The 17,321-nt window shown below is 69.1% G+C and carries 14 protein-coding genes; 1 reads left to right on the top strand and 13 read right to left on the bottom strand.

Annotated elements, in window-relative coordinates; genetic code table 11:
* The first annotated feature begins 39 nt into the window (after positions 1 to 39).
* Complete coding sequence (locus tag LR394_RS06840; protein WP_231439630.1) at positions 40 to 429, top strand: hypothetical protein; 390 nt, start codon at positions 40 to 42, stop codon at positions 427 to 429.
* 157 nt (positions 430 to 586) lie between these two features.
* Here LR394_RS06840 and LR394_RS06835 read toward each other — a convergent pair whose 3' ends face one another.
* The 13 genes from LR394_RS06835 to LR394_RS06775 are packed head-to-tail and all read right to left on the bottom strand — an operon-like array spanning position 587 to position 17,319.
* Positions 587 to 1,723, bottom strand: a complete 1,137-nt coding sequence (locus LR394_RS06835) for an NAD(P)/FAD-dependent oxidoreductase (protein ID WP_231439628.1) — start codon at positions 1,721 to 1,723, stop codon at positions 587 to 589.
* On the bottom strand, positions 1,716 to 2,240 hold the full coding sequence (locus LR394_RS06830; protein ID WP_231439626.1) for an OsmC family protein: 525 nt from the start codon (positions 2,238 to 2,240) through the stop codon (positions 1,716 to 1,718). The genes LR394_RS06835 and LR394_RS06830 overlap by 8 nt, the downstream gene beginning before the upstream one ends.
* Before the next feature lie 27 nt (positions 2,241 to 2,267).
* Positions 2,268 to 3,257 (bottom strand): ABC transporter ATP-binding protein, encoded by a 990-nt coding sequence (locus tag LR394_RS06825; protein ID WP_231439625.1) that lies wholly within the window; start codon positions 3,255 to 3,257, stop codon positions 2,268 to 2,270.
* Positions 3,257 to 4,258, bottom strand: coding sequence for an ABC transporter ATP-binding protein (locus tag LR394_RS06820; protein WP_231439623.1), 1,002 nt, complete (start codon positions 4,256 to 4,258; stop codon positions 3,257 to 3,259). Before LR394_RS06820 ends, LR394_RS06825 begins: the two co-directional genes overlap by 1 nt.
* Before the next feature lie 5 nt (positions 4,259 to 4,263).
* Positions 4,264 to 5,139 carry an ABC transporter permease gene (locus LR394_RS06815; protein ID WP_231439621.1) on the bottom strand — a complete coding sequence of 292 codons (876 nt, stop codon included), beginning with the start codon at positions 5,137 to 5,139 and terminating at the stop codon, positions 4,264 to 4,266.
* Positions 5,129 to 6,052, bottom strand: a complete 924-nt coding sequence (locus tag LR394_RS06810; protein ID WP_231439619.1) for an ABC transporter permease — start codon at positions 6,050 to 6,052, stop codon at positions 5,129 to 5,131. The genes LR394_RS06815 and LR394_RS06810 overlap by 11 nt, the downstream gene beginning before the upstream one ends.
* A complete protein-coding gene (locus tag LR394_RS06805; RefSeq protein WP_231439617.1) occupies positions 6,049 to 8,397 on the bottom strand; it encodes a molybdopterin-dependent oxidoreductase in 2,349 nt (782 codons plus the stop codon). Before LR394_RS06805 ends, LR394_RS06810 begins: the two co-directional genes overlap by 4 nt.
* Complete coding sequence (locus tag LR394_RS06800) at positions 8,397 to 9,599, bottom strand: NAD(P)/FAD-dependent oxidoreductase (protein WP_231439614.1); 1,203 nt, start codon at positions 9,597 to 9,599, stop codon at positions 8,397 to 8,399. The genes LR394_RS06805 and LR394_RS06800 overlap by 1 nt, the downstream gene beginning before the upstream one ends.
* 15 nt (positions 9,600 to 9,614) lie before the next feature.
* Positions 9,615 to 11,021, bottom strand: a complete 1,407-nt coding sequence (locus LR394_RS06795; protein WP_231439612.1) for an amidohydrolase family protein — start codon at positions 11,019 to 11,021, stop codon at positions 9,615 to 9,617.
* On the bottom strand, positions 11,018 to 11,662 hold the full coding sequence (locus LR394_RS06790) for an isochorismatase family protein (protein WP_231439610.1): 645 nt from the start codon (positions 11,660 to 11,662) through the stop codon (positions 11,018 to 11,020). The genes LR394_RS06795 and LR394_RS06790 overlap by 4 nt, the downstream gene beginning before the upstream one ends.
* Positions 11,663 to 11,685: 23 nt before the next feature.
* The gene (locus LR394_RS06785) at positions 11,686 to 13,275 is read right to left on the bottom strand and encodes an ABC transporter substrate-binding protein (protein ID WP_231439608.1); all 1,590 of its coding nucleotides are present in this window, start codon (positions 13,273 to 13,275) and stop codon (positions 11,686 to 11,688) included.
* 25 nt (positions 13,276 to 13,300) lie between these two features.
* Positions 13,301 to 15,097 (bottom strand): hydantoinase B/oxoprolinase family protein, encoded by a 1,797-nt coding sequence (locus tag LR394_RS06780; protein WP_231439606.1) that lies wholly within the window; start codon positions 15,095 to 15,097, stop codon positions 13,301 to 13,303.
* Positions 15,094 to 17,319, bottom strand: coding sequence for a hydantoinase/oxoprolinase family protein (locus LR394_RS06775; RefSeq protein ID WP_231439604.1), 2,226 nt, complete (start codon positions 17,317 to 17,319; stop codon positions 15,094 to 15,096). The genes LR394_RS06780 and LR394_RS06775 overlap by 4 nt, the downstream gene beginning before the upstream one ends.
* Positions 17,320 to 17,321: the final 2 nt, after the last annotated feature.

The raw sequence follows: 17,321 nt of genomic DNA, 5'->3' as shown, positions 1-17,321 counted from the left end.
GGCCCACCTGGGCGGTGTACCTGACGAAAGGCCTGATCCATGAAGTCCCGCGCCACCCGTTCCATCGCTGCCCTGATCAGCATGCTCTTCCTGCTGGGCGGTCTCAGCCTGGTGGTTGCTTCCCCGGCCTCGGCCAGCGGGTGCAGCATCCCGCCGTGCGGTGCCGTGAAGAACAAGACCAAAACCAGTGTCAAGATCCGCTGGAAGAACAAGGACAGCGATCCCTGGTCGACAGGCTGGGTGGCTCCGGGCAAGACGGTGGGCGGGTTCTGGAACGACAAGCGGGACATCGACGGCTTCTGGGCGCCTAAGGGCTGCCGCACCGAGTACTCCACCCACGCCGGTGCGCAGTATCACGTCCGGAACACCTGGGTGAAGGTGAGCTCGAACGAGACGGCAACCGTCTTGGGCGTCGTCTGCCCCGGCTGATCGCAGCTGAACGAGACCGTCGATGTCACCAAGGACATCGACGGTCTCTACCACCGGCACGCCGCCGGGATACCACGGAGATGCCACAGTCATGGGGATCGTGGCCCGACAGCAGAACCAACTGAGGCGTCTGGCAGGCGAACAGCCGCCCGAAAAGCTATTCCTTGCCCTGGCGCCGCCAGAGCACCGACTGCTCAGCCGGTTCCCGCCGGATGTCCCACTCCGACAGGTCCAGCGTCCGGTCCGGATCGCCGATCATCTCCCGGCTCAGCGCCTCGGCCACCGGCGGCCCGTGCATCGCGCCGTGACCGGTGAAGGTCAGGGCCCACAGCCCTTCGTCGACCTGGCCCACGTACGGATGCCCGTCGCCGCCCAGGACCGGCCAGGCGGTGTAGCGGTTGACCATCGACAGGTCGGTCAGCGCCGGGGCCCTGACCTCCGCTGCCTCGTAGAACAGTTCGGCGAGGTGGTCGTAGTCGCGAGGGGCCGGGTTGCGCGAGAGCATGGCCACCATCAGCTGGTCGCCCTCGCGCTCGATCACCATGCCGGTGTCGATGTCCACCGTGGTGGGCAGTTTCCGGCCGGGCAGGTAGTTCTCGGTGATCAGACCGAGGTGCTTGCCCTCGTACATGTCCAGCTGGACCCCGAACGGCTCGAGGAGCTTCTTGGTGCCGATCCCGGCCACCAGAGCGACCTTTGGGGTAACCACCTCACCGGCCGGGCCCTGCACCCGCCAGCCCGAACCGTCACGGACCACGGCCTCGACCGGCCAGTGCCGCTTGACCACCACACCCAGCGAGCGGGCCGCCGCCACCAGCGCCGTAACACCGTCGGTGGGCATGACGTGCCCGTCCAAGGGCGTGTACGAACCCAGCACCAGGCCGGCCGTGTCGATGAACGGTGCTACGTCGGGGATCTGGTCCGGGGTCAGCAGGTGCACGTCCGGCATGCCCTGCTCGATCTGGACGGCGGCGTGCTTGCGCAGGGTCTCGGCGGAGGACTCGTTCGAGGTCAGCATCAAGTAGCCGTCCTCGTGGAACGGCACCGTCATGTCAAAGGAAGAACCCAGCGACTTCCAGAACGCCAGACCTCGCCGTGAGCACTCGATCTCGAGGGGCGTGCCGTACTGCTGGCGCACGTTGCCCATCGAGCCCGCAGTAGCGCCGGAGCCGAGTTCGGTGGCCTCCAGCAGCACCACGTCCTCCACGCCGGCCTGGGCCAGGTAGTACGCCAGCGCCGCGCCGTTGATACCCCCACCAACGACGACGGCGCCCGCGTTCAGCACATCAGGCATCCGGGCGCACCACGGTCCAGGTGATGGTCAGCGGCACACCCGCGTCGTTCAGCAGGGCGTACATCGGGCACAGCCGCTCGACCTCGGCCTTGAAGTGGTCGATCCGCTCCTGGGTCTCGGAGGTGGTGATGACGACCTCCTGCTCGACCCGCTGGTAGTGCCGGGCCACCGGCTCGATCTCGCTGTACTTCTTCTTGGTGCGGCGCATCTCGGCCCGGCGCACGTCGATGAAGCCACCGGTCTTGAACTCCACGCCGCCCAGGTCGAACTTCTGCTCGCGCTTGAGCACGAACATGATCATCGCGCTGCAGGCGTTGAACGCGGCCAGGGTGGCCTCCAGCGCGGTCGGGCCGGAGTTGAAACCGCCCAGGTCCTCCGGCTCGTCGTGGTGCAGCGGCGCCAGGTCACGGATCTGGGTGACCGAGTGGAAACGCTGGTCGTACTTCGTGCTGACCGAGATCGGCTGGATCCGCTCGGTGATCTGCAGGTCGTCCTCGGGGGCGTCGATCTGGGTCATGACTTTCCTTCTTTCCTAGCGGGGGTCTCAGACGAGATGGCAGGCGACCTGATGGCCGTCCACCACTCGTAGTTCGGGCCGGGACTCGGCGCACTGCGGCTCGGCGATCGGGCAGCGGGTACGGAAAGGACAGCCGCTGGGCGGGTTCACCACCGAGGGGACGTCACCGGCCAGCGGTGCAGCGGCCTCGGTCCGGCCGATCTCGGGGGCCGCCGCCAGCAGAGCCTTCGTGTACGGGTGACGGGGGCGTTCGCGGATGTCCTCGTCGGTGCCGATCTCGACGATCCGGCCGAGGTACATCACCGCCACCCGATCGGACACGTAGTCCACGACCGCCAGGTCGTGAGCCACGAAAAGGTAGGTCAGGCCGAGATCTCGCTGCAGCTCGACCAGAAGGTTGACCACCTGCGACTGCACCGAGACGTCGAGCGCGGAGACCGGTTCGTCGGCCACGATGAACTTGGGCTCCAGAGCCAGCGCGCGGGCGATCCCGATCCGCTGGCGCTGCCCGCCGGAGAACTGGTGCGGGTAGCGGTCGGCCGCCGAGCGCGGCATGCCGACCCGCTCCAGCGCGGTGGCGACCAGATCGTCCAGGCTGTCCTTGGTGGCCAGACCATGGACGAGGGGCGCTTCGCCGATCAGTTCCCGCACCTTCATCCGCGGGTTGAGCGAGCTCATCGGGTCCTGGAACACCAGCTGCAGGTCGCGGCGCAGGTCACGCAGCGGCTTGCCCTTCAGCTCGCCGATCTGCGTGCCCTGGAACTCCAGCGTGCCCCGGGTGAGGTCGGCCAGGCGCACCAGAGCCCGGCCCAGCGTGGACTTTCCGCAGCCGGACTCGCCGACCAGGCCAAGGGTTTCGCCGGGCGCGATGTCCAGGTCGATGTCCTGCACGGCCGGCACGACGGTCTTGCCTCGACGGCCGCGCACGGTGAACTCGACGCTGGCGCCACGAGCCTTCAACAGCGGTGCAGAACTAGGGACGCCCGTGGTGGGGGCTCCCGGTTCGGTGACAGTCATCAGCTCACCACCTCTCGGGCGGGCTCAGGGGTGGGTACGCCGTCGACCAGGGGGTGGTCGCAGGCCACTTCATGGCCCGGCCAGCGTTCGATCAACAGCGGTGGCTTCTCCCGGCACTGCGGGGTGGCGAACTCGCAGCGGTCGGCGAACCGGCAGCCGGCCGGCCAGTCGGCCGGGCTCGGCACCGAGCCCGGGATCGAGGGCAGGGGCACGTTGCGGTCCATGCCCAGCCGGGGCACCGAGGCCAGCAGACCCCGCGAGTACGGGTGCGCCGGATTGCCGACCAGGCGCTGCGCCTCGGTGCGTTCGATGATCTGGCCCGCGTACATCACCGCCACGTCGTCGGCGATCTGCGAGACCACGCCGAGGTCGTGGGTGATCATCAGGATCGCCATGTTCAGCCGCTCCTGAAGTTCCTTCAGCAGGGCCAGGATCTGCCCCTGGATGGTCACGTCCAGCGCGGTGGTCGGCTCGTCCGCGATCAGCAGGGCCGGGTCGGCCGAGATGGCGATGGCGATCATCACCCGCTGCCGCATGCCGCCGGAGAGCTGGTGCGGGTACTCGGTGACCCGGCGTTCCGGGGCCGAGATGCCGACCATCCGCAGCAGCTCCACTGCGCGTTCCCGGGAGGCCCTGCGGCTCAGGCCCAGGTGCTTGCGGACGGTCTCGGCCACCTGGTCGCCCACGGTGTACACCGGGTTCAGCGACGACATCGGTTCCTGGAAGATCATCGCCATCCGCTTGCCGCGCACCTCGCGCAGCCCGCGTTCGCTCAGACCGGCCAGTTCCTGGCCCTCGAGCTTGATCGAGGATCCCGGCAGGACTTTGCCGTTCCGGTCGAGCAGGCCCATCACCGACAGCGCGGTGACGCTCTTGCCCGAGCCGGATTCCCCGACCAGACCCAGGGTCTTGCCGGGATGCAGGTCGAAGTCGACGCCGTCGAGGACGGTCTGCCCGTTGAAGGCGGTGCGCAGGTCGCGCACGCTCAGCAGAGAAGTCACCGCGCTCACCTACTCGTGGAGTGCCGGGGGTCGAGGACATCGCGGATGCCGTCGCCCAGAAGGTTGAAACCGAGGATGGCGATGAAGATCGCGATGCCCGGGTAGGTCACCAGCGTGGGGTTGGTGAACAGCAGGTCGCGGCCGTCGCCGAGCATGGCGCCCCACTCCGGCGTGGGCTCGGCCACGCCCAGGCCGAGGAAGCCGAGCCCGGCGCCGGTCAGCACGGCCGAGCCGATCTCCAGCGGGGTCTGCACGATCAGTGCGCCCAGGGCGTTCGGCACCACGTGCTTGCGTAGGATCCGCAGCGGCGGCAGTCCTTGCGAGCGCGCGGCCTCGACGTAGGGCAGCTGCATCACGGTCAGCACGCCGCTGCGGGTGACCCGGACGAAGCGGGGGAAGGCCGAGACCGCCACCGCGATGATCAGATTCGTCATCCCGGTGCCGAGGATCGCGACCAGGGCCAGGGCCAGCAGGAAACCGGGGAAGGACAGGATGATGTCGACCAGCCGCTGGATGACCAGGTCGACCCAGCCGCCGGCGTACCCGGACACCGCGCCGACGATCAGCCCGGACACAGCCGCGATGGTCACTGCGGCCACCGCCATGATCAGTGTGTACCGGGCGCCGTTGACCATCCGGACCAGCTCGTCGCGGCCCAGGTCGTCGGTGCCCAGCCAGTGGCTGCCGGAGCTGCCCAGCAGGCTCTGCCCGAGGTTCTGGTAGTTCGGGTCGGAGGAGGCGTTGCCGAGCACCAGGAACGGCCCGATCAGCGCCACGAACAGGGTGAAGCCGACCAGGATCAGCCCGACCTTCGAACTGCGGTGCCGCCAGAGCGCTCTCAGCAGGGAGGTACGCCGGGCGACGGGGACCTCAATTGCCATGACGCACCCTCGGGTCGATCGCGGAGTAGAGCAGGTCGGTGGCCAGGTTGACCAGGATCAGCAGCACCGCGACCACGAACACCACGCCCTGCACCACCGGGTAGTCGCGGTTGTTGATCGAGTTGACCAGCAGCTGGCCGATTCCCGGCCAGCCGAACACCGACTCGGTCAGGATCGAGCCGCCGAGCATCTGCCCGAACTGCAGGCCGACCACGGTGATCACCGGCACCAGGGCGTTGCGCAGGGCCTGCTTGCCGATCACGTTGACCCCGCTCATGCCCTTGGCCCGGGCGGTGCGGACGGCGTCCATCGACAGGGCGTCGATCATCGCCGAGCGGGTCTGGCGGGAGATGAACCCGATCGCGAACAGCGACAGCGCCACCGCCGGCAGCACCACGCTGGCCGGTGTGGCGGCCCCGGAGGCGGGGAACCAGCCCAGCTTCACCGAGAACAGCACGATCATCATCAGGCCGATCCAGAACACCGGCGCCGAGACCCCGATCACCGAGACCGCCGAGAAGATGAAGTCGATCGCCCGGCCCCGGTACAGCGCCCCGACGATGCCCAGGGCACAGCCGACCACGATCGCGATCAGCATCGCCCAGAAGGCCAGCTGAATGGTGAACGGCAGCCGGGTGCCGATCTCGGCCGCCACCGAGTTCCCGCTGCGGGTGGAGGTTCCCAGTGACCCGGTGAACAGGTTCTTCATGAAGTCGAGGTACTGCTCCCACCACGGCCGGTCCAGGCCCAGCTGGACCCGCAGGTGCTCGACCTGCTCGGGGGTGGCGGTAGGTCCGGCCGAGATCCGGGCCGGGTCGCCGGGAATCAGCCGCAGCAGCAGGAAAGCCACTGTGGCCGCGCCCAGCACGGTGGGGATGACCGACCCGATCCGGGTCAGCGTATAGCGCATCATGCAGAGTTCTCCGGGCTGTGCTGGTGGTCCGGAACAACAGGCTTAGGGACGATCCTGGGCGGCTGGTGCACGGCGACGGCACCGGGATCGGTGCTCGCCTTACGGACGTCGACCAAGGTGGAGTGTGCGCTCGGGCCCTGACCGAGGCGCGAGGTGCCGACGTCCCGGGTCAGGACGTTCGCGTTGCCGTGACGATCCAGGGAAGGCCGGGCCGGGTCGACCGGATCGTGCCACGCACCGGTCGAGAGCTGGATGACCCCGGTGCGCACCGCGTCCGAAAGTACGGCACCGGCCAGCACTGCGCCGCGGTCGTTGAAGACCTCGACCAGATCGCCGTCGTTGATCCCCCGGGCGGCAGCGTCCTGCGGGTTGAGCCGGACCGGTTCGCGTCCGGCCACTTTCGCCCGCCGGCTGACCCGTCCCATGTCGAGCTGGCCGTGCAGCCGGTGCCGCGGCTGATTGCTGATCATGTGCAGCGGGTAGGTCTGGGCCAGCGGTGAGCCGGCCCACTCCCGCGGCGCCAGCCAGACCGGGTGCCCCGGGCAGTCGTCGTAACCGAAACCGGCCACCACATCGCTGGTGATCTCGATCAGCCCGGTCGGAGTCCGCAGCGGGTTCGCCGACGGATCCTGACGGAACCCGGCCAGCAGCGTCCGTTCGCCGTCGTGCTCGATCGCGACCTCGCCCTGTTCCCAGAACGTCTCGAAGTCGGGCATGTCGACCCCGTACGCCAGGGCCTTGGCGCGGCTGGTGTCGTAAAGGAACTGCAGCCACTCCATCTCGGTGCGGCCCTCGGTGTATTCCTGCTTCACACCAAGGCGTTCGGCCAGTGCGCTGAAGATGACGAAGTCGTCCCGGGCCTGCCCGACCGGCTCGATCGCCCGCTTCATCGCCACCAGCACCCGGTCGCGGGAGCTGGCGCCCACGTCGTTGCGCTCCAGGGTGGTGGTGGCCGGCAGCACGATGTCGGCGCGGCGGGCGGTGGGCGTCCACCACGGCTCGTGCACCACGATGGTCTCCGGCCTGCGCCAGGCGGCGGCCAGCCGGTTCAGGTCCTGGTGATGGTGGAACGGGTTGCCGCCGGCCCAGTAGATCAGCCGGATGTCCGGGTAGGTACGGGTCTCGCCGTCGAACTCGTACTCGCCGCCCGGGTTCTCCAGCATCTCGGTGTGCCGGGCCACCGGGATCCAGGAGTTGCCCTGTTTCGGCCCGGAAGCCAGCACCGGCGTACCGAACGGCAGCTTGGACGAACCCATTCCGGCCGAATTGCCGTAGCCGAACGAGAACCCGCCGCCGTCCAGCCCGATCTGGCCGAGCATCGCGGCCAGGGTGACCGTCATCCAGTACGGCTGCTCGCCGTACTCGGCCCGTTGCAGCGACCAGGTGGTGGTGATGAACGTGCGGTTGCCCGCCATCCGGTGCGCCAACTCGACGATGAAGTCCGCGTCCAGGTCGCAGATCTGCGCGGCCCACGCGGCGGTCTTCGGCGCCCCGTCGCTCTCACCCATCAGGTACTGGCGGAACGTCTCGTAGCCGTGCGTGCAGCGGCTCAGGAAATCCCGGTCGACCAGGCCGTCACGTTCCAGGGTGTGGGCCAGGCCGAGCATCAGGGCGGTGTCGGTGTTGGCCCGTAGCGCCACCCACTCCGGGTCGATCTCCTCGTGCACGTCGTCCCGCAGTGGGCTGACGTTCACGAAGTGCGTTCCGGTGCGCGACAGTTCGGCCAGGTTGTCGCGGCCGACGTGCCGGGTGATGCCGCCGGCCTCGGCCTGCGCGGTGCGCAGCGGCAGGCCGCCGAAGGCCACCCAGAGGGTGCAGGTGCCCTTCAGCTTCGACCAGGTGGTCACCTCGCCGGCGACCATGGCCGGGTCGCCGACGATGTGCGGCAGCACGGCCAGGCCGGTGGCGAAGGAGTAGTTGTGCTTCTGGTCGGTGAACCCGCCGATCCGGTTCAGGAACCGGTTCACCTGGGTCTTGGCGTGGTGGAACCGGCCTGCGCTGGACCAGCCGTACGAGCCGCCGAAGATCGCGTCGTTACCGTGCTGCGTGCGCACCCGGTCCAGTTCACCGGCCACCAGGTCGAGGGCCTGCTCCCAGGACACCTCGACGAACTCCTCGGCCCCGCGCAGGTCGGTGCGGGCGCCCGGGCCGTGCTCCAGCCAGGAGCGGCGCACCGACGGCGCGTTCACCCGCAACGGCGAATCCACGATGTCCGGGATCGACGTCAGCAGCGGGGACGGGTCGGTGTCGGAGGCGTGCGGGCGTGCCTCGATGAGCTTGCCGTCCTGCACCACGGCGGTGAAGGCGCCCCAGTGCGAGCTGTGCGGAACCGAGGAGGTGGACATCAGCGAACGGCCTCGTCATCCCATTCGCGGGCCGCCCAGATCGAGAAGCTGGCCGGGCGCTCGGCCAGCCACATGCCTTCCTTGGCGATCTCGCCGCCGTCGGTGAACCGCTCCGGGCGAAAGATCGACAGGTCGGTCTGCGGGGTCTTGCCCTGGATCGCGGCGGCGATGTCCTCGGCCAGGCCGGGGCCGATGCACATGCCGTGACCGCTGAAGCCGGTGGCCAGGAAGTAGTTCTCGAAGGTGGAGAAGCCGATCAGCGGGTTGTCGTCCGGGGTGACCTCGATCGGCCCGGCCCAGTTCCGCTCGAATTTGCGGCCGGCCAGCGAGGGCACCCGCACGGCCAGGCGGCGGGCGAGCTCCTCACCCTCGGTCCAGTCGGCCTCGACCACGTCCGGCACCTCGTCCAGCACCGGCTTGAAGGCCGCGCCGGACCAGATGCCCTTGCCCGCGCGGCGCACGTAGATGCCCGCGTCGAAGTCGAAGGTGTGCGGGGCGTCCTCGGGGATCTCCGGGGTCTCCTCCATCACGAAGACCTGCGAGCGACGCGGCAGGATCGGCAGTTCCTGGCCGTAGGTACGCCCGATGCCGACCGACCAGGCGCCGGCGCAGGTGACCACGATGCCGGCGCTGAGCACACCCTGGTCGGTCTCGACGCCGGTGACCTTCTCGCCGTCCACGACCAGCTTGAGCACCCGGCGGTCCTCGAGCACGGTGATGTTCGAGCGGCGCACCTTCTCGGCCAGGGCGGGCATCAGCACCCGCGGGTTGAGGTGACCGTCGGTCGGGCCGAAGCAGCCGCCGATCACGCCGTCCAGGTTGACGTGCGGCAGCAGCGCCTCGGTCTCGGCCCGGCTGATCATCCGGGTGTCGGCGCCGTGCGCGTTCTGGATCGCCACGCCCTCGGCCAGCCGGTCCGCCTGGGCCTGGGAGGTGACCAGGAACAGGTAGCCGTTCTGGTTGTACTCCAGGTCGACGCCGGTTTCGGACTCGAAACCGCGCAGCCAGGCCTTGGTCCGGTTGGCGGCCTCGATGTTCGGGCCCTTGAAGAACTGCGAACGGATCCCGCCGGCGTTCAGCGAGCTGGAACCCTCGCCCAGTCGGCCCTTGTCCACGATGGTCACGCCGGCGCCGGACTCGGCCAGGGCCAGCGCGGTGGTCATCCCGACGATGCCGCCGCCGATGATCAGGACGTCAGTCAAAGCTGCTCTCCTTGCTTACAGAATCGGAGCTTGGGGTGATGCAAATGCGGGGGTATCGGTGGGCTGGGCCAGGCGTCCGCGCCCGGGCTTGCCCAGAACTTCGCCGTCCAGCATCACGGTCTCGCCGCGGCTGATCGTGCGCACCGGCCAGCCGGTCAGCTCCACGCCCTCCAGCAGGCTCATCTTGGCCCGGCTGTAGAGCTCGGCGCCACGTACCGGCTTGGTCAGGTGCGGGTCGAAGATGGTGATGTCGGCGTCCGCGCCGGGGGCGATGGTGCCCTTGCGCGGGTACAGGCCGAACAGCCGGGCGGCGTTGGTGGAGGTGGCCTCGACGAAGCGCTGCAGCGAGATCCGGCCCTTGAGTACGCCTTCGCTGAACAGCGCGGGCATCAGGGTCTCCAGGTCGGCCATGCCCGGGCGGGTCATCGTGACGTCGACCTCGGGGGCCAGCTTCTGCTCGCGCTTCCACGGGGCGTGGTCGGTGCAGCAGGTGGCGATGTCCCCGGCGGCCAGCCCGGCCCACAGCGCGTCCACGTCGGAGCGGCTGCGCAGCGGCGGGTTGCCCACGTACAGGCCGGGCGTGTCGGACTGGTAGCGGGACTCGTCGAACAGCAGGTAGATCGGCCGGGTCTCGACGTAGACCGGCAGGCCGCGGCGACGGGCGCTGGTCGCGGCGTCCAGGGCCCGGGCGCTGGAGAGGTGCACGATGTAGATCGGGGCGTCGGCCGACTCGGCGAACGCGATCGCCCGCTCCACCGCAGCGGATTCGGACGAGACCGGCCGCATCCGCGGGAAGTTCTCGATACCGGTGTCACCGGCCTTGACCAGCTTCTCCAGCTCGTGCCCGATCACGCAGGAGTCCTCGCAGTGCACCAGGCTCAGCATGTCGTCGTGGCCGGCCTGCGCCAGCACCCGCAGGTACTCCGCGGCCCGGGTCTCGAAACCGAACAGGTGCATGAAGATCTTCAGGCTGCGCGCCCCACGTTCACGCAGCTGCGCGATCTCGGGAAGCTTGTCGGCCGAGGGATCGAGAAGCACGGTGTGCAGGGCGAAGTCGACCACGGTCTGGGCCGAGGCCGTCTCGACCGCGCGATCGAAGGCCTGAGGCAGGGATTCGCCGGGGATCGGGAAGGTGATGTCCCCGATCGTGGTCACGCCCCCGGCCGCAGCCGCCTCGGTGCCGCTGGTGTAGTCGTCGGCCCAGGCCAGCTGCCGGTCGGGCAGATTCACCGGGGAGAGGTGGACGTGCAGGTCCATCCCGCCGGGCAGGACGAGTTTGCCGGCGGCGTCGATCTCTTCGTGGCCGCGAGGGATGTCCCCGCCGACCTGGGTGATCACGCCGTCCTTGACCGCGACGTCGGCCATCGCCTCGGACCCGGAGGTGACCACCCGGCCGTTGCGGATCACCAGATCGGGGGTCACTTCGCCTGCCCTTCGAAGTACGTCACGGCCTCGTCGAGCGAGATGACGTCGCCGTACTTGATGTCCACGTCGGTCAGCGTGATGTCGTGGGCCAGCTGGTTGCTGTCCATCACACAGTCGCGCACCAACATGGTACGGAAGTTGTGCGAAAGGCTGTCCACCACGGTGGCCCGCACGCACCCGCTGGTCGAAGTTCCCACCACCACAACGGTGTCCACGCCCTGCGCCTTCAGGTCAGCGGCGAGGGTGTTGCCGAAGAACGAGGAGGGAACCTGTTTGGCGATCACCGCGTCGCCGGGCTGCGGGGTGATCAGCTCGTCGATCTCGGCTGGCTCGGTGCCGATCACGTTCTCCAGCAGGGTGTGCGCCTTCTCGCCGAACACCCCGGCGTCCGCGCCGTCGGCCTCGAACCCGATGAAGGTGTAGGCCACCGGTGCCCCTGCTGACCGCGCCGCGGCCAGCAGGGTCGCCGTGTTCTCCACCGGGGTGAGCGATTTGGCTCTCCAGGTGCGGGTGTACTGCTTCTGGAAGTCGACCACGACAACCGCAGCCTTGGTACCGAAGCCGAGCCGATGCCCGACGCCCTTGGAGCGGTACAGCTCACGGACGTCCTCAAGCTGCTTCTGGTTGTCGGTGGTCACTTTCAGTCCTTTCTTGAACAGAATCAGGAAGCGGGGGTGGCCCAGGTGGTGACGAACATGTTGTTCGGCTTGCCCTCCACGCCGCTGACCCCCGAGGAGGTGGCCACAGCGTTCTTCACCTGGTACATCCACATCGTGGGGGCCTGCTCGACCAGGTACTTCTGCGCCTCGGCGTAGTCCGCGGTGCGCTTGGCCTCGTCGATCTCGCCGTTGCCGGCCAGAACCAGCTCGTCGTAGGCCTTGTCACTGAAGTAGGTGCCGTTGAAGCCGTTCGGCGGCACCTGGTCGCTGCGGAACTGCAGCAGCGCCTGGCTGGCGTCCAGGTAGATCGAACCCCAGCCGATCAGCCGCAGGTCGCTGGTGGCCTCCTTCGGGTCGACCATCACGCCGGAGAGGTAGGTGGTGAAGTCGGTCGGGTTCTCCAGGGTGACCTCGACGCCCACGTCGCGCAGGTAGCCGGCCACCGCCTGGGCCACCTTGTAGTCGTTCAGGAACCGGCCGTCGGAGGCGACCATGGTCAGCTTCAGGTCGCTGGCGCCGGCCTCGGCCAGCAGCTGCTTGGCCTGGTCCGGGTCGTATCCGGGCATCGTCACGTCGGCGTTTCCGGCCACCGACTTGGGCAGCGGGCCGGTGAGTTTGGTGCCGGTGCCGAACAGCACCTTCTCGATGATCGTGTCCCGGTCGATCGCCAGCGACAGCGCCTGGCGCACCTTCGGGTCGTTGAGCTTCGGGTTCTTGGTGTTCTGCGTGTTGAAGCCGATCTGCACCGAGTACGAGGAGTCGAACAGCAGCAGGTCCTGGTCGGCGGCGTTCTCCAGCTGGGACAGCGAACTGGCCGGCGGGCTGGCGATCACCTGGGCGTCACCGGACTGCAGGGCGGCCAGCCGGGCCGAGGCGTCGGTGACGAAACGGTAGGTCTGGGTCTTGTAGGCCGGCTCCTCGCCCCAGTACGCGTCGTTGCGGGTCATCGTGATGTGGTCGCCCGCGGTGTAGCTGTCGTACACGTAGGGGCCGGTGCCGACCGGAACCTTGATCTGCTCGGCGGTGTTGCCCTCGGCGGTCACCGAATCCGGCGAGACAAAGCCGGCGATCGGCAGGCTCAGCGCCTGGGCGAGGGCCGGGAACGGGGTCTTGGTGGTGATGGTCAGCGTGCTCGCGTCGGTGGCCTCGACGCTGTCGATCACTGCCAGCTCGTTCGGGGCGGCCTTGTAGGTGTCCTTCGACAGCAGCCGGTCCAGGCTGAACTTGGCCGCCTCGGCGTCGAACTCGGCGCCGTCGGAGAACTTCACGCCGGTCTTGAGCTTGAAGGTCCAGGTCTTGCCGTCCTCGGAGGTCTCCCAGCTCTCGGCGAGTTCCGGCTGGGCGGTGCCGGTCTCGTCGATCGCGGTGAGTTCCTCGACCATCATGTCGACGATCTGCATGACGCTGGTGGTGCCCTGCGCCTGCGGGTCGAGCGAGTCGATGTCGTTGCCGATGATCGTGGTCAGGGTCTGGTCGGTGGTGCCGCCGCCGGTGCTGCCGCTGCCGTCGCTGGAGCCGGTGGTGGCGCAACCGGCCAGGGTGCCGACGGCGATCACGGCGCTCAGGCCGGCCAGGAGTCTGGAGGTCTTCATGGTTCTTCCTTCGGGGGAGGGGAGTTCAGTGCGAAATGGGAGACGTTGTGGGCGCCGGTGTTCCCCGGCCGCCGGTTTCCGGGTCGGTCGGGGCGAAGCCGTCGAAGATGTCGTTCTGGCGGGCGGTTTCGTCGCGTCGGGCGGGATCGCCGTAGCCGGCGCCGTTGGGGACCTCGATGGTCAGCACGGTCTCGGCGGGCAGGCTCAATCCGGCGAACTTGGAGTTCAGCTCACGCTCGTTCGGAGTGCCGTGGTCGACGATGATCCGCCCGCGGCGGCCGTCCTCGCCGCCGAAGATGCCGCGGGGCGGATCGGTGCGGAAGTCGCCGGAGGCGCTGACGATCACCGGGGCCAGGAACTCCCACACCCGCCGGGTGCCCAGACCACCGCGCCACTGACCACGCGCGGCCGGTTCGGGGCGCAGGCCGTAGCCGTGGCTGCGCATCGGCAGCCGCAGCTCGACCTCTTCGATCGGGGTGTTGCGGGTGTTCGACATCAGGTTGTCGATCGAGTCCAGCCCGTCCTTGCCGCTGCGCCCGCCGTACGAGCCCTCGGCCACCTCGACGTAGATCCAGTACTCGCCGGTGGCCGGGTCGTAGCCGCTGTACGAAAGCGCCTGCAGCGAGGCCGAGTTGCCGCCGGTGACGTGGTTCGGCAGGACCTCGGCCAGGGCCAGGTTGACCTGGTCGGGGATCCGGTTGATCACCGGGAACCGGCTGGAGCAGGCGTGCGGGAACGAGGGGTTGTAGATCGTGCCGACCGGAACCCGCAGCTTCACCGCCCGGAAGATGCCGTCGTTCTGCGGGACCGCCTCACCGGTGATCGCCTCGTCCAGCAGCAGGGTGCGCACGGCGAAGTTCACCGTCGGCAGCACACTGCCCTCCAGCGGGGCGTTGATCGCGGTGTTGACCGCCTCGTTGCTGCCGGTCAGGTCGATGATGATCTCGTCGCCCCGGACCTGGACGCTGGTGGCGATCCGGACCGGCACACCCCGGTTCTTGCCGTCGTCGTCCAGGAAGCCCGCGGGTGCCTGGTACACGCCGTCCGGCACCGCGCTGATCGCCTGCCGGAGCTTGGACTCGGAGTGGTCCATCCAGGCCTCGGCCGCGCTCATCACCGTGTCGAAGCCGTACTTCGCGACCAGTTCCTCCCAGCGCCGGACGCCCAGCCGGCAGCACGAGATCATCGCCTCGATGTCACCCGCGTTCTGGCTGGGGGCGCGCACGTTGCCCAGCACGTGCTCCCACAGATCCTCGTTACGGACACCGGCCCGCTCCAGCCGCACCGAGTCCAGGATCTTGCCCTCGGCGTACACGTCGATCGCGTCCACGCTCAGCCCGGGAGAGGCACCACCGACATCGCTGAGATGCCCGGTGGCCGCGGCGAAGGCCACATGCCGGCCCTCGTGGAAGATCGGGATGAGAACGCCGTAGTCGGGGGAGTGCGCGGCGCCGTGGTACGGGTCGTTGTGCAGGATGACGTCGCCGGGCTGGTACGTGCCCGCAAGCTTGCGGTTGATCCCGCGGATGTAACCGGGCAGTGAGCCGATGTGCATCGGGGTGGAGTCGGACTCGCAGAACTCCCGGCCCACGATGTCGAACAGCCCGGCGCCCAGGTCCTCGGACTCCCGGATCAGGGTGGAGTACGACATCCGGTACAGGACCTGGGCCATCTCCTTGGCCGTGGCGTCGAGCGCGCCGCCGATCACGGACAGGGTGATCGGGTCCAGATCGACCGGGGCCCAGTACCGCTCGGTGTACGCGCCGGGGGAGGTGCAGTACAGATCGGTGCCGGGCAGGGTCGGAACCAGGTTCTTGCTCATGCGTGCTTCCCCTCGGTCTGGTGCGGGCCGGGGGAGAGCCGCAGTTCGAGTGTGCCATCAGGGTGGACCGGACCGGCGAAGCCGGGCGGGACGACGACGGTGGAGTCCATCTGCTCGACCAGGGCCGGGCCGGTGATCAGGTCGCCGGGCTCGAGCTCGTCGCGGTTGTGCACGGCGGTGGGCAGGCTTACTGCGGAGCCGTCCACCCACCAGGTGGCGTTGACCGTGGTGGCCGGGGCGGGCGTCCTTTGATCGGTGGTCGGCGGCTGGGCGGCTGCTGCGGCGGCAACCGGCGCTGCACCCGTCTCAACCTTCGCTTCGGCGTGTCGTGTTGCCCCGGGTGGGAGGGCGGGTGCGAGGTCAAGCTTTGAGCCGGCGGTTTGCGGGGCCGTGTGGGCCGCGACCTTGCCGACCCCGGCCACGCAGAGGTTGACCACCTGCACCTCCTGCTCCGGGAAGCTCCGGCCGTAGGTCTGCTGGTGACGCAGGTGGAAGGCCTTGGCCACCTCACCCATCCAGGCCGCGTCCACCTCGCCGTCCGGGGCGGGCACCCGCAGCTCGTACCCCTGCCCGGCGTAACGCACGTCGGCCGAGCGCTCGATCTGCTTCAGCTCGGCGGGAACCTGGTCGGCGTCCAGCGAGGCGTGCGCCTGGTTCTCCAGCTCAGCAAGAGTTTTCGCCAGCTTGGTCAGGTCGGCCTCGCCCTGGCGCTGCCACACGGTCGCCTGGACTTCGTAGCGCAGGTCGCTGCCCAGCAGCCCGAACGCCGAGGCCAGACCCGGATGGGCCGGGATCAGGACACTGTCGGCGCCCAGCGCTTCGGCCACCGCGCAGCCGAACGCCGGACCGGCACCGCCCTGGGCCACGATCGCGTAGTCGCGCGGGTCCAGGCCCTTGCGCTCGGACAGGATTCGGGTGGTCGAGGCCATGGCGTTGACCAGCACGGTCACAATGCCCGCGGCGGCCGTGGCGGTGTCTGCGAAACCCAGCGTGGCTACGGCCTTCTGCGCGGCCTCCAGGTCCAGCGTCATCGCGCCGCCGGCGAACGTCTCCGGGCGCAGCCAGCCGAGCACCGCCATGGCATCGGAGGCCGTGGGCTCGGTCCCGCCCCGGCCGTAGCACGCCGGGCCGGGGTAAGCGCCGGCGCTGCGGGGGCCGACCGACAGCACGGACGAGCCGCCGGCCTGCTTCACCGAGGCGATGCTGCCGCCGCCCGCGCCGATCGTCTCCACGTCGAGCATCGAGACCATCAGTGACTCACCGCAGATCCGGGTGTCCAGCAAGTGCTTGTAGCGCAGCTCGCCACCGGGAACCACGCCGATGTCGGTCGACGTACCGCCCACGTCCAGCGTGATCACGTTGGGACGGCCGACGTCCTGACCGGTACGCCGCCCCGCGATGACCCCGGCTGCCGGGCCGCTCATCAGCAACTGCACGGGCTGACGGGCCGCCACCTCGGCGGAGATCGTGCCGCCGCCGGAAGACATCAGCCGTACCCCTGCGTGGATTCCCTCGGCAGCAACGGCTTCGGTCAGGTTCCTGAGGTAGGTACCGGTGCGCGGGCCGACGTAGGCGTTGACCGCGGCGGTGTTGAAGCGCTCGTACTCGCGGTACAGCGGGGTGCACTCGGTGCTGGTGGTCACGAACACGCCGGGCAGCTCCTGCTCCAGCAGCGCGCGGGCGCGGTTCTCGTGCTCGGGGTTGGCGAACGAGGCCAGGAAGCAGACCGCTACCGACTCCACCCCCTGCTCCCGCAACCGTCGCCCGGCGGCGCGCACATCGTCCTCAATCAGGGGTTCGAGAACGGCGCCGGTGCGCGTGTCGACGCGCTCGCGGACCTGCTCGCGCAGGCCGCGGCGGGCAATCGGGTCGGACTGCCAGGGCACGTCGAGGTAGCTGGAGAAATTGAGCGGACGCTTCTTGCGGGCGATGTGGAGCACGTCGGCGAAACCCTCGGTGGTCACCACGCCGACCTTGGAGCCGTCCCGCTCGATCAGCAGGTTGGTGGCCACGGTGGTCCCGTGCAGCAGTGCGCCCAGCTCGGACGCCTGGCGGCCGGCCTTCGCGATGACGGCCAGCACTCCGGCCAGGATCGCCTCGGCCGGGTCGTGCGTGCTGGTCGGCAGTTTGTGCACCCACCAGCGGCGGTGCTCGTCGTGCAGGACGACATCGGTGAACGTGCCACCCACGTCCACCCCGACCCGGAGCGACGAGGCGCTCACCA

It is taken from the genome of Kineosporia babensis, assembly GCF_021129305.1.
In the GTDB taxonomy this organism is placed as follows: domain Bacteria; phylum Actinomycetota; class Actinomycetes; order Actinomycetales; family Kineosporiaceae; genus Kineosporia; species Kineosporia babensis.
The sequence above is the reverse complement of the archived record's forward strand: the minus strand, read 5'-3'. Positions and strand labels throughout refer to the sequence as shown.

What these genes read in the sequence shown, in the direction of transcription:
- LR394_RS06840 (WP_231439630.1), top strand. Translation starts at nt 40, where the DNA reads ATGAAGTCCCGCGCCACCCGTTCCATCGCTGCCCTGATCAGCATGCTC.
- LR394_RS06835 (WP_231439628.1), bottom strand. Translation starts at nt 1,723, where the DNA reads ATGCCTGATGTGCTGAACGCGGGCGCCGTCGTCGTTGGTGGGGGTATC.
- LR394_RS06830 (WP_231439626.1), bottom strand. Translation starts at nt 2,240, where the DNA reads ATGACCCAGATCGACGCCCCCGAGGACGACCTGCAGATCACCGAGCGG.
- LR394_RS06825 (WP_231439625.1), bottom strand. Translation starts at nt 3,257, where the DNA reads ATGACTGTCACCGAACCGGGAGCCCCCACCACGGGCGTCCCTAGTTCT.
- LR394_RS06815 (WP_231439621.1), bottom strand. Translation starts at nt 5,139, where the DNA reads ATGGCAATTGAGGTCCCCGTCGCCCGGCGTACCTCCCTGCTGAGAGCG.
- LR394_RS06810 (WP_231439619.1), bottom strand. Translation starts at nt 6,052, where the DNA reads ATGATGCGCTATACGCTGACCCGGATCGGGTCGGTCATCCCCACCGTG.
- LR394_RS06805 (WP_231439617.1), bottom strand. Translation starts at nt 8,397, where the DNA reads ATGTCCACCTCCTCGGTTCCGCACAGCTCGCACTGGGGCGCCTTCACC.
- LR394_RS06785 (WP_231439608.1), bottom strand. Translation starts at nt 13,275, where the DNA reads ATGAAGACCTCCAGACTCCTGGCCGGCCTGAGCGCCGTGATCGCCGTC.
- LR394_RS06780 (WP_231439606.1), bottom strand. Translation starts at nt 15,097, where the DNA reads ATGAGCAAGAACCTGGTTCCGACCCTGCCCGGCACCGATCTGTACTGC.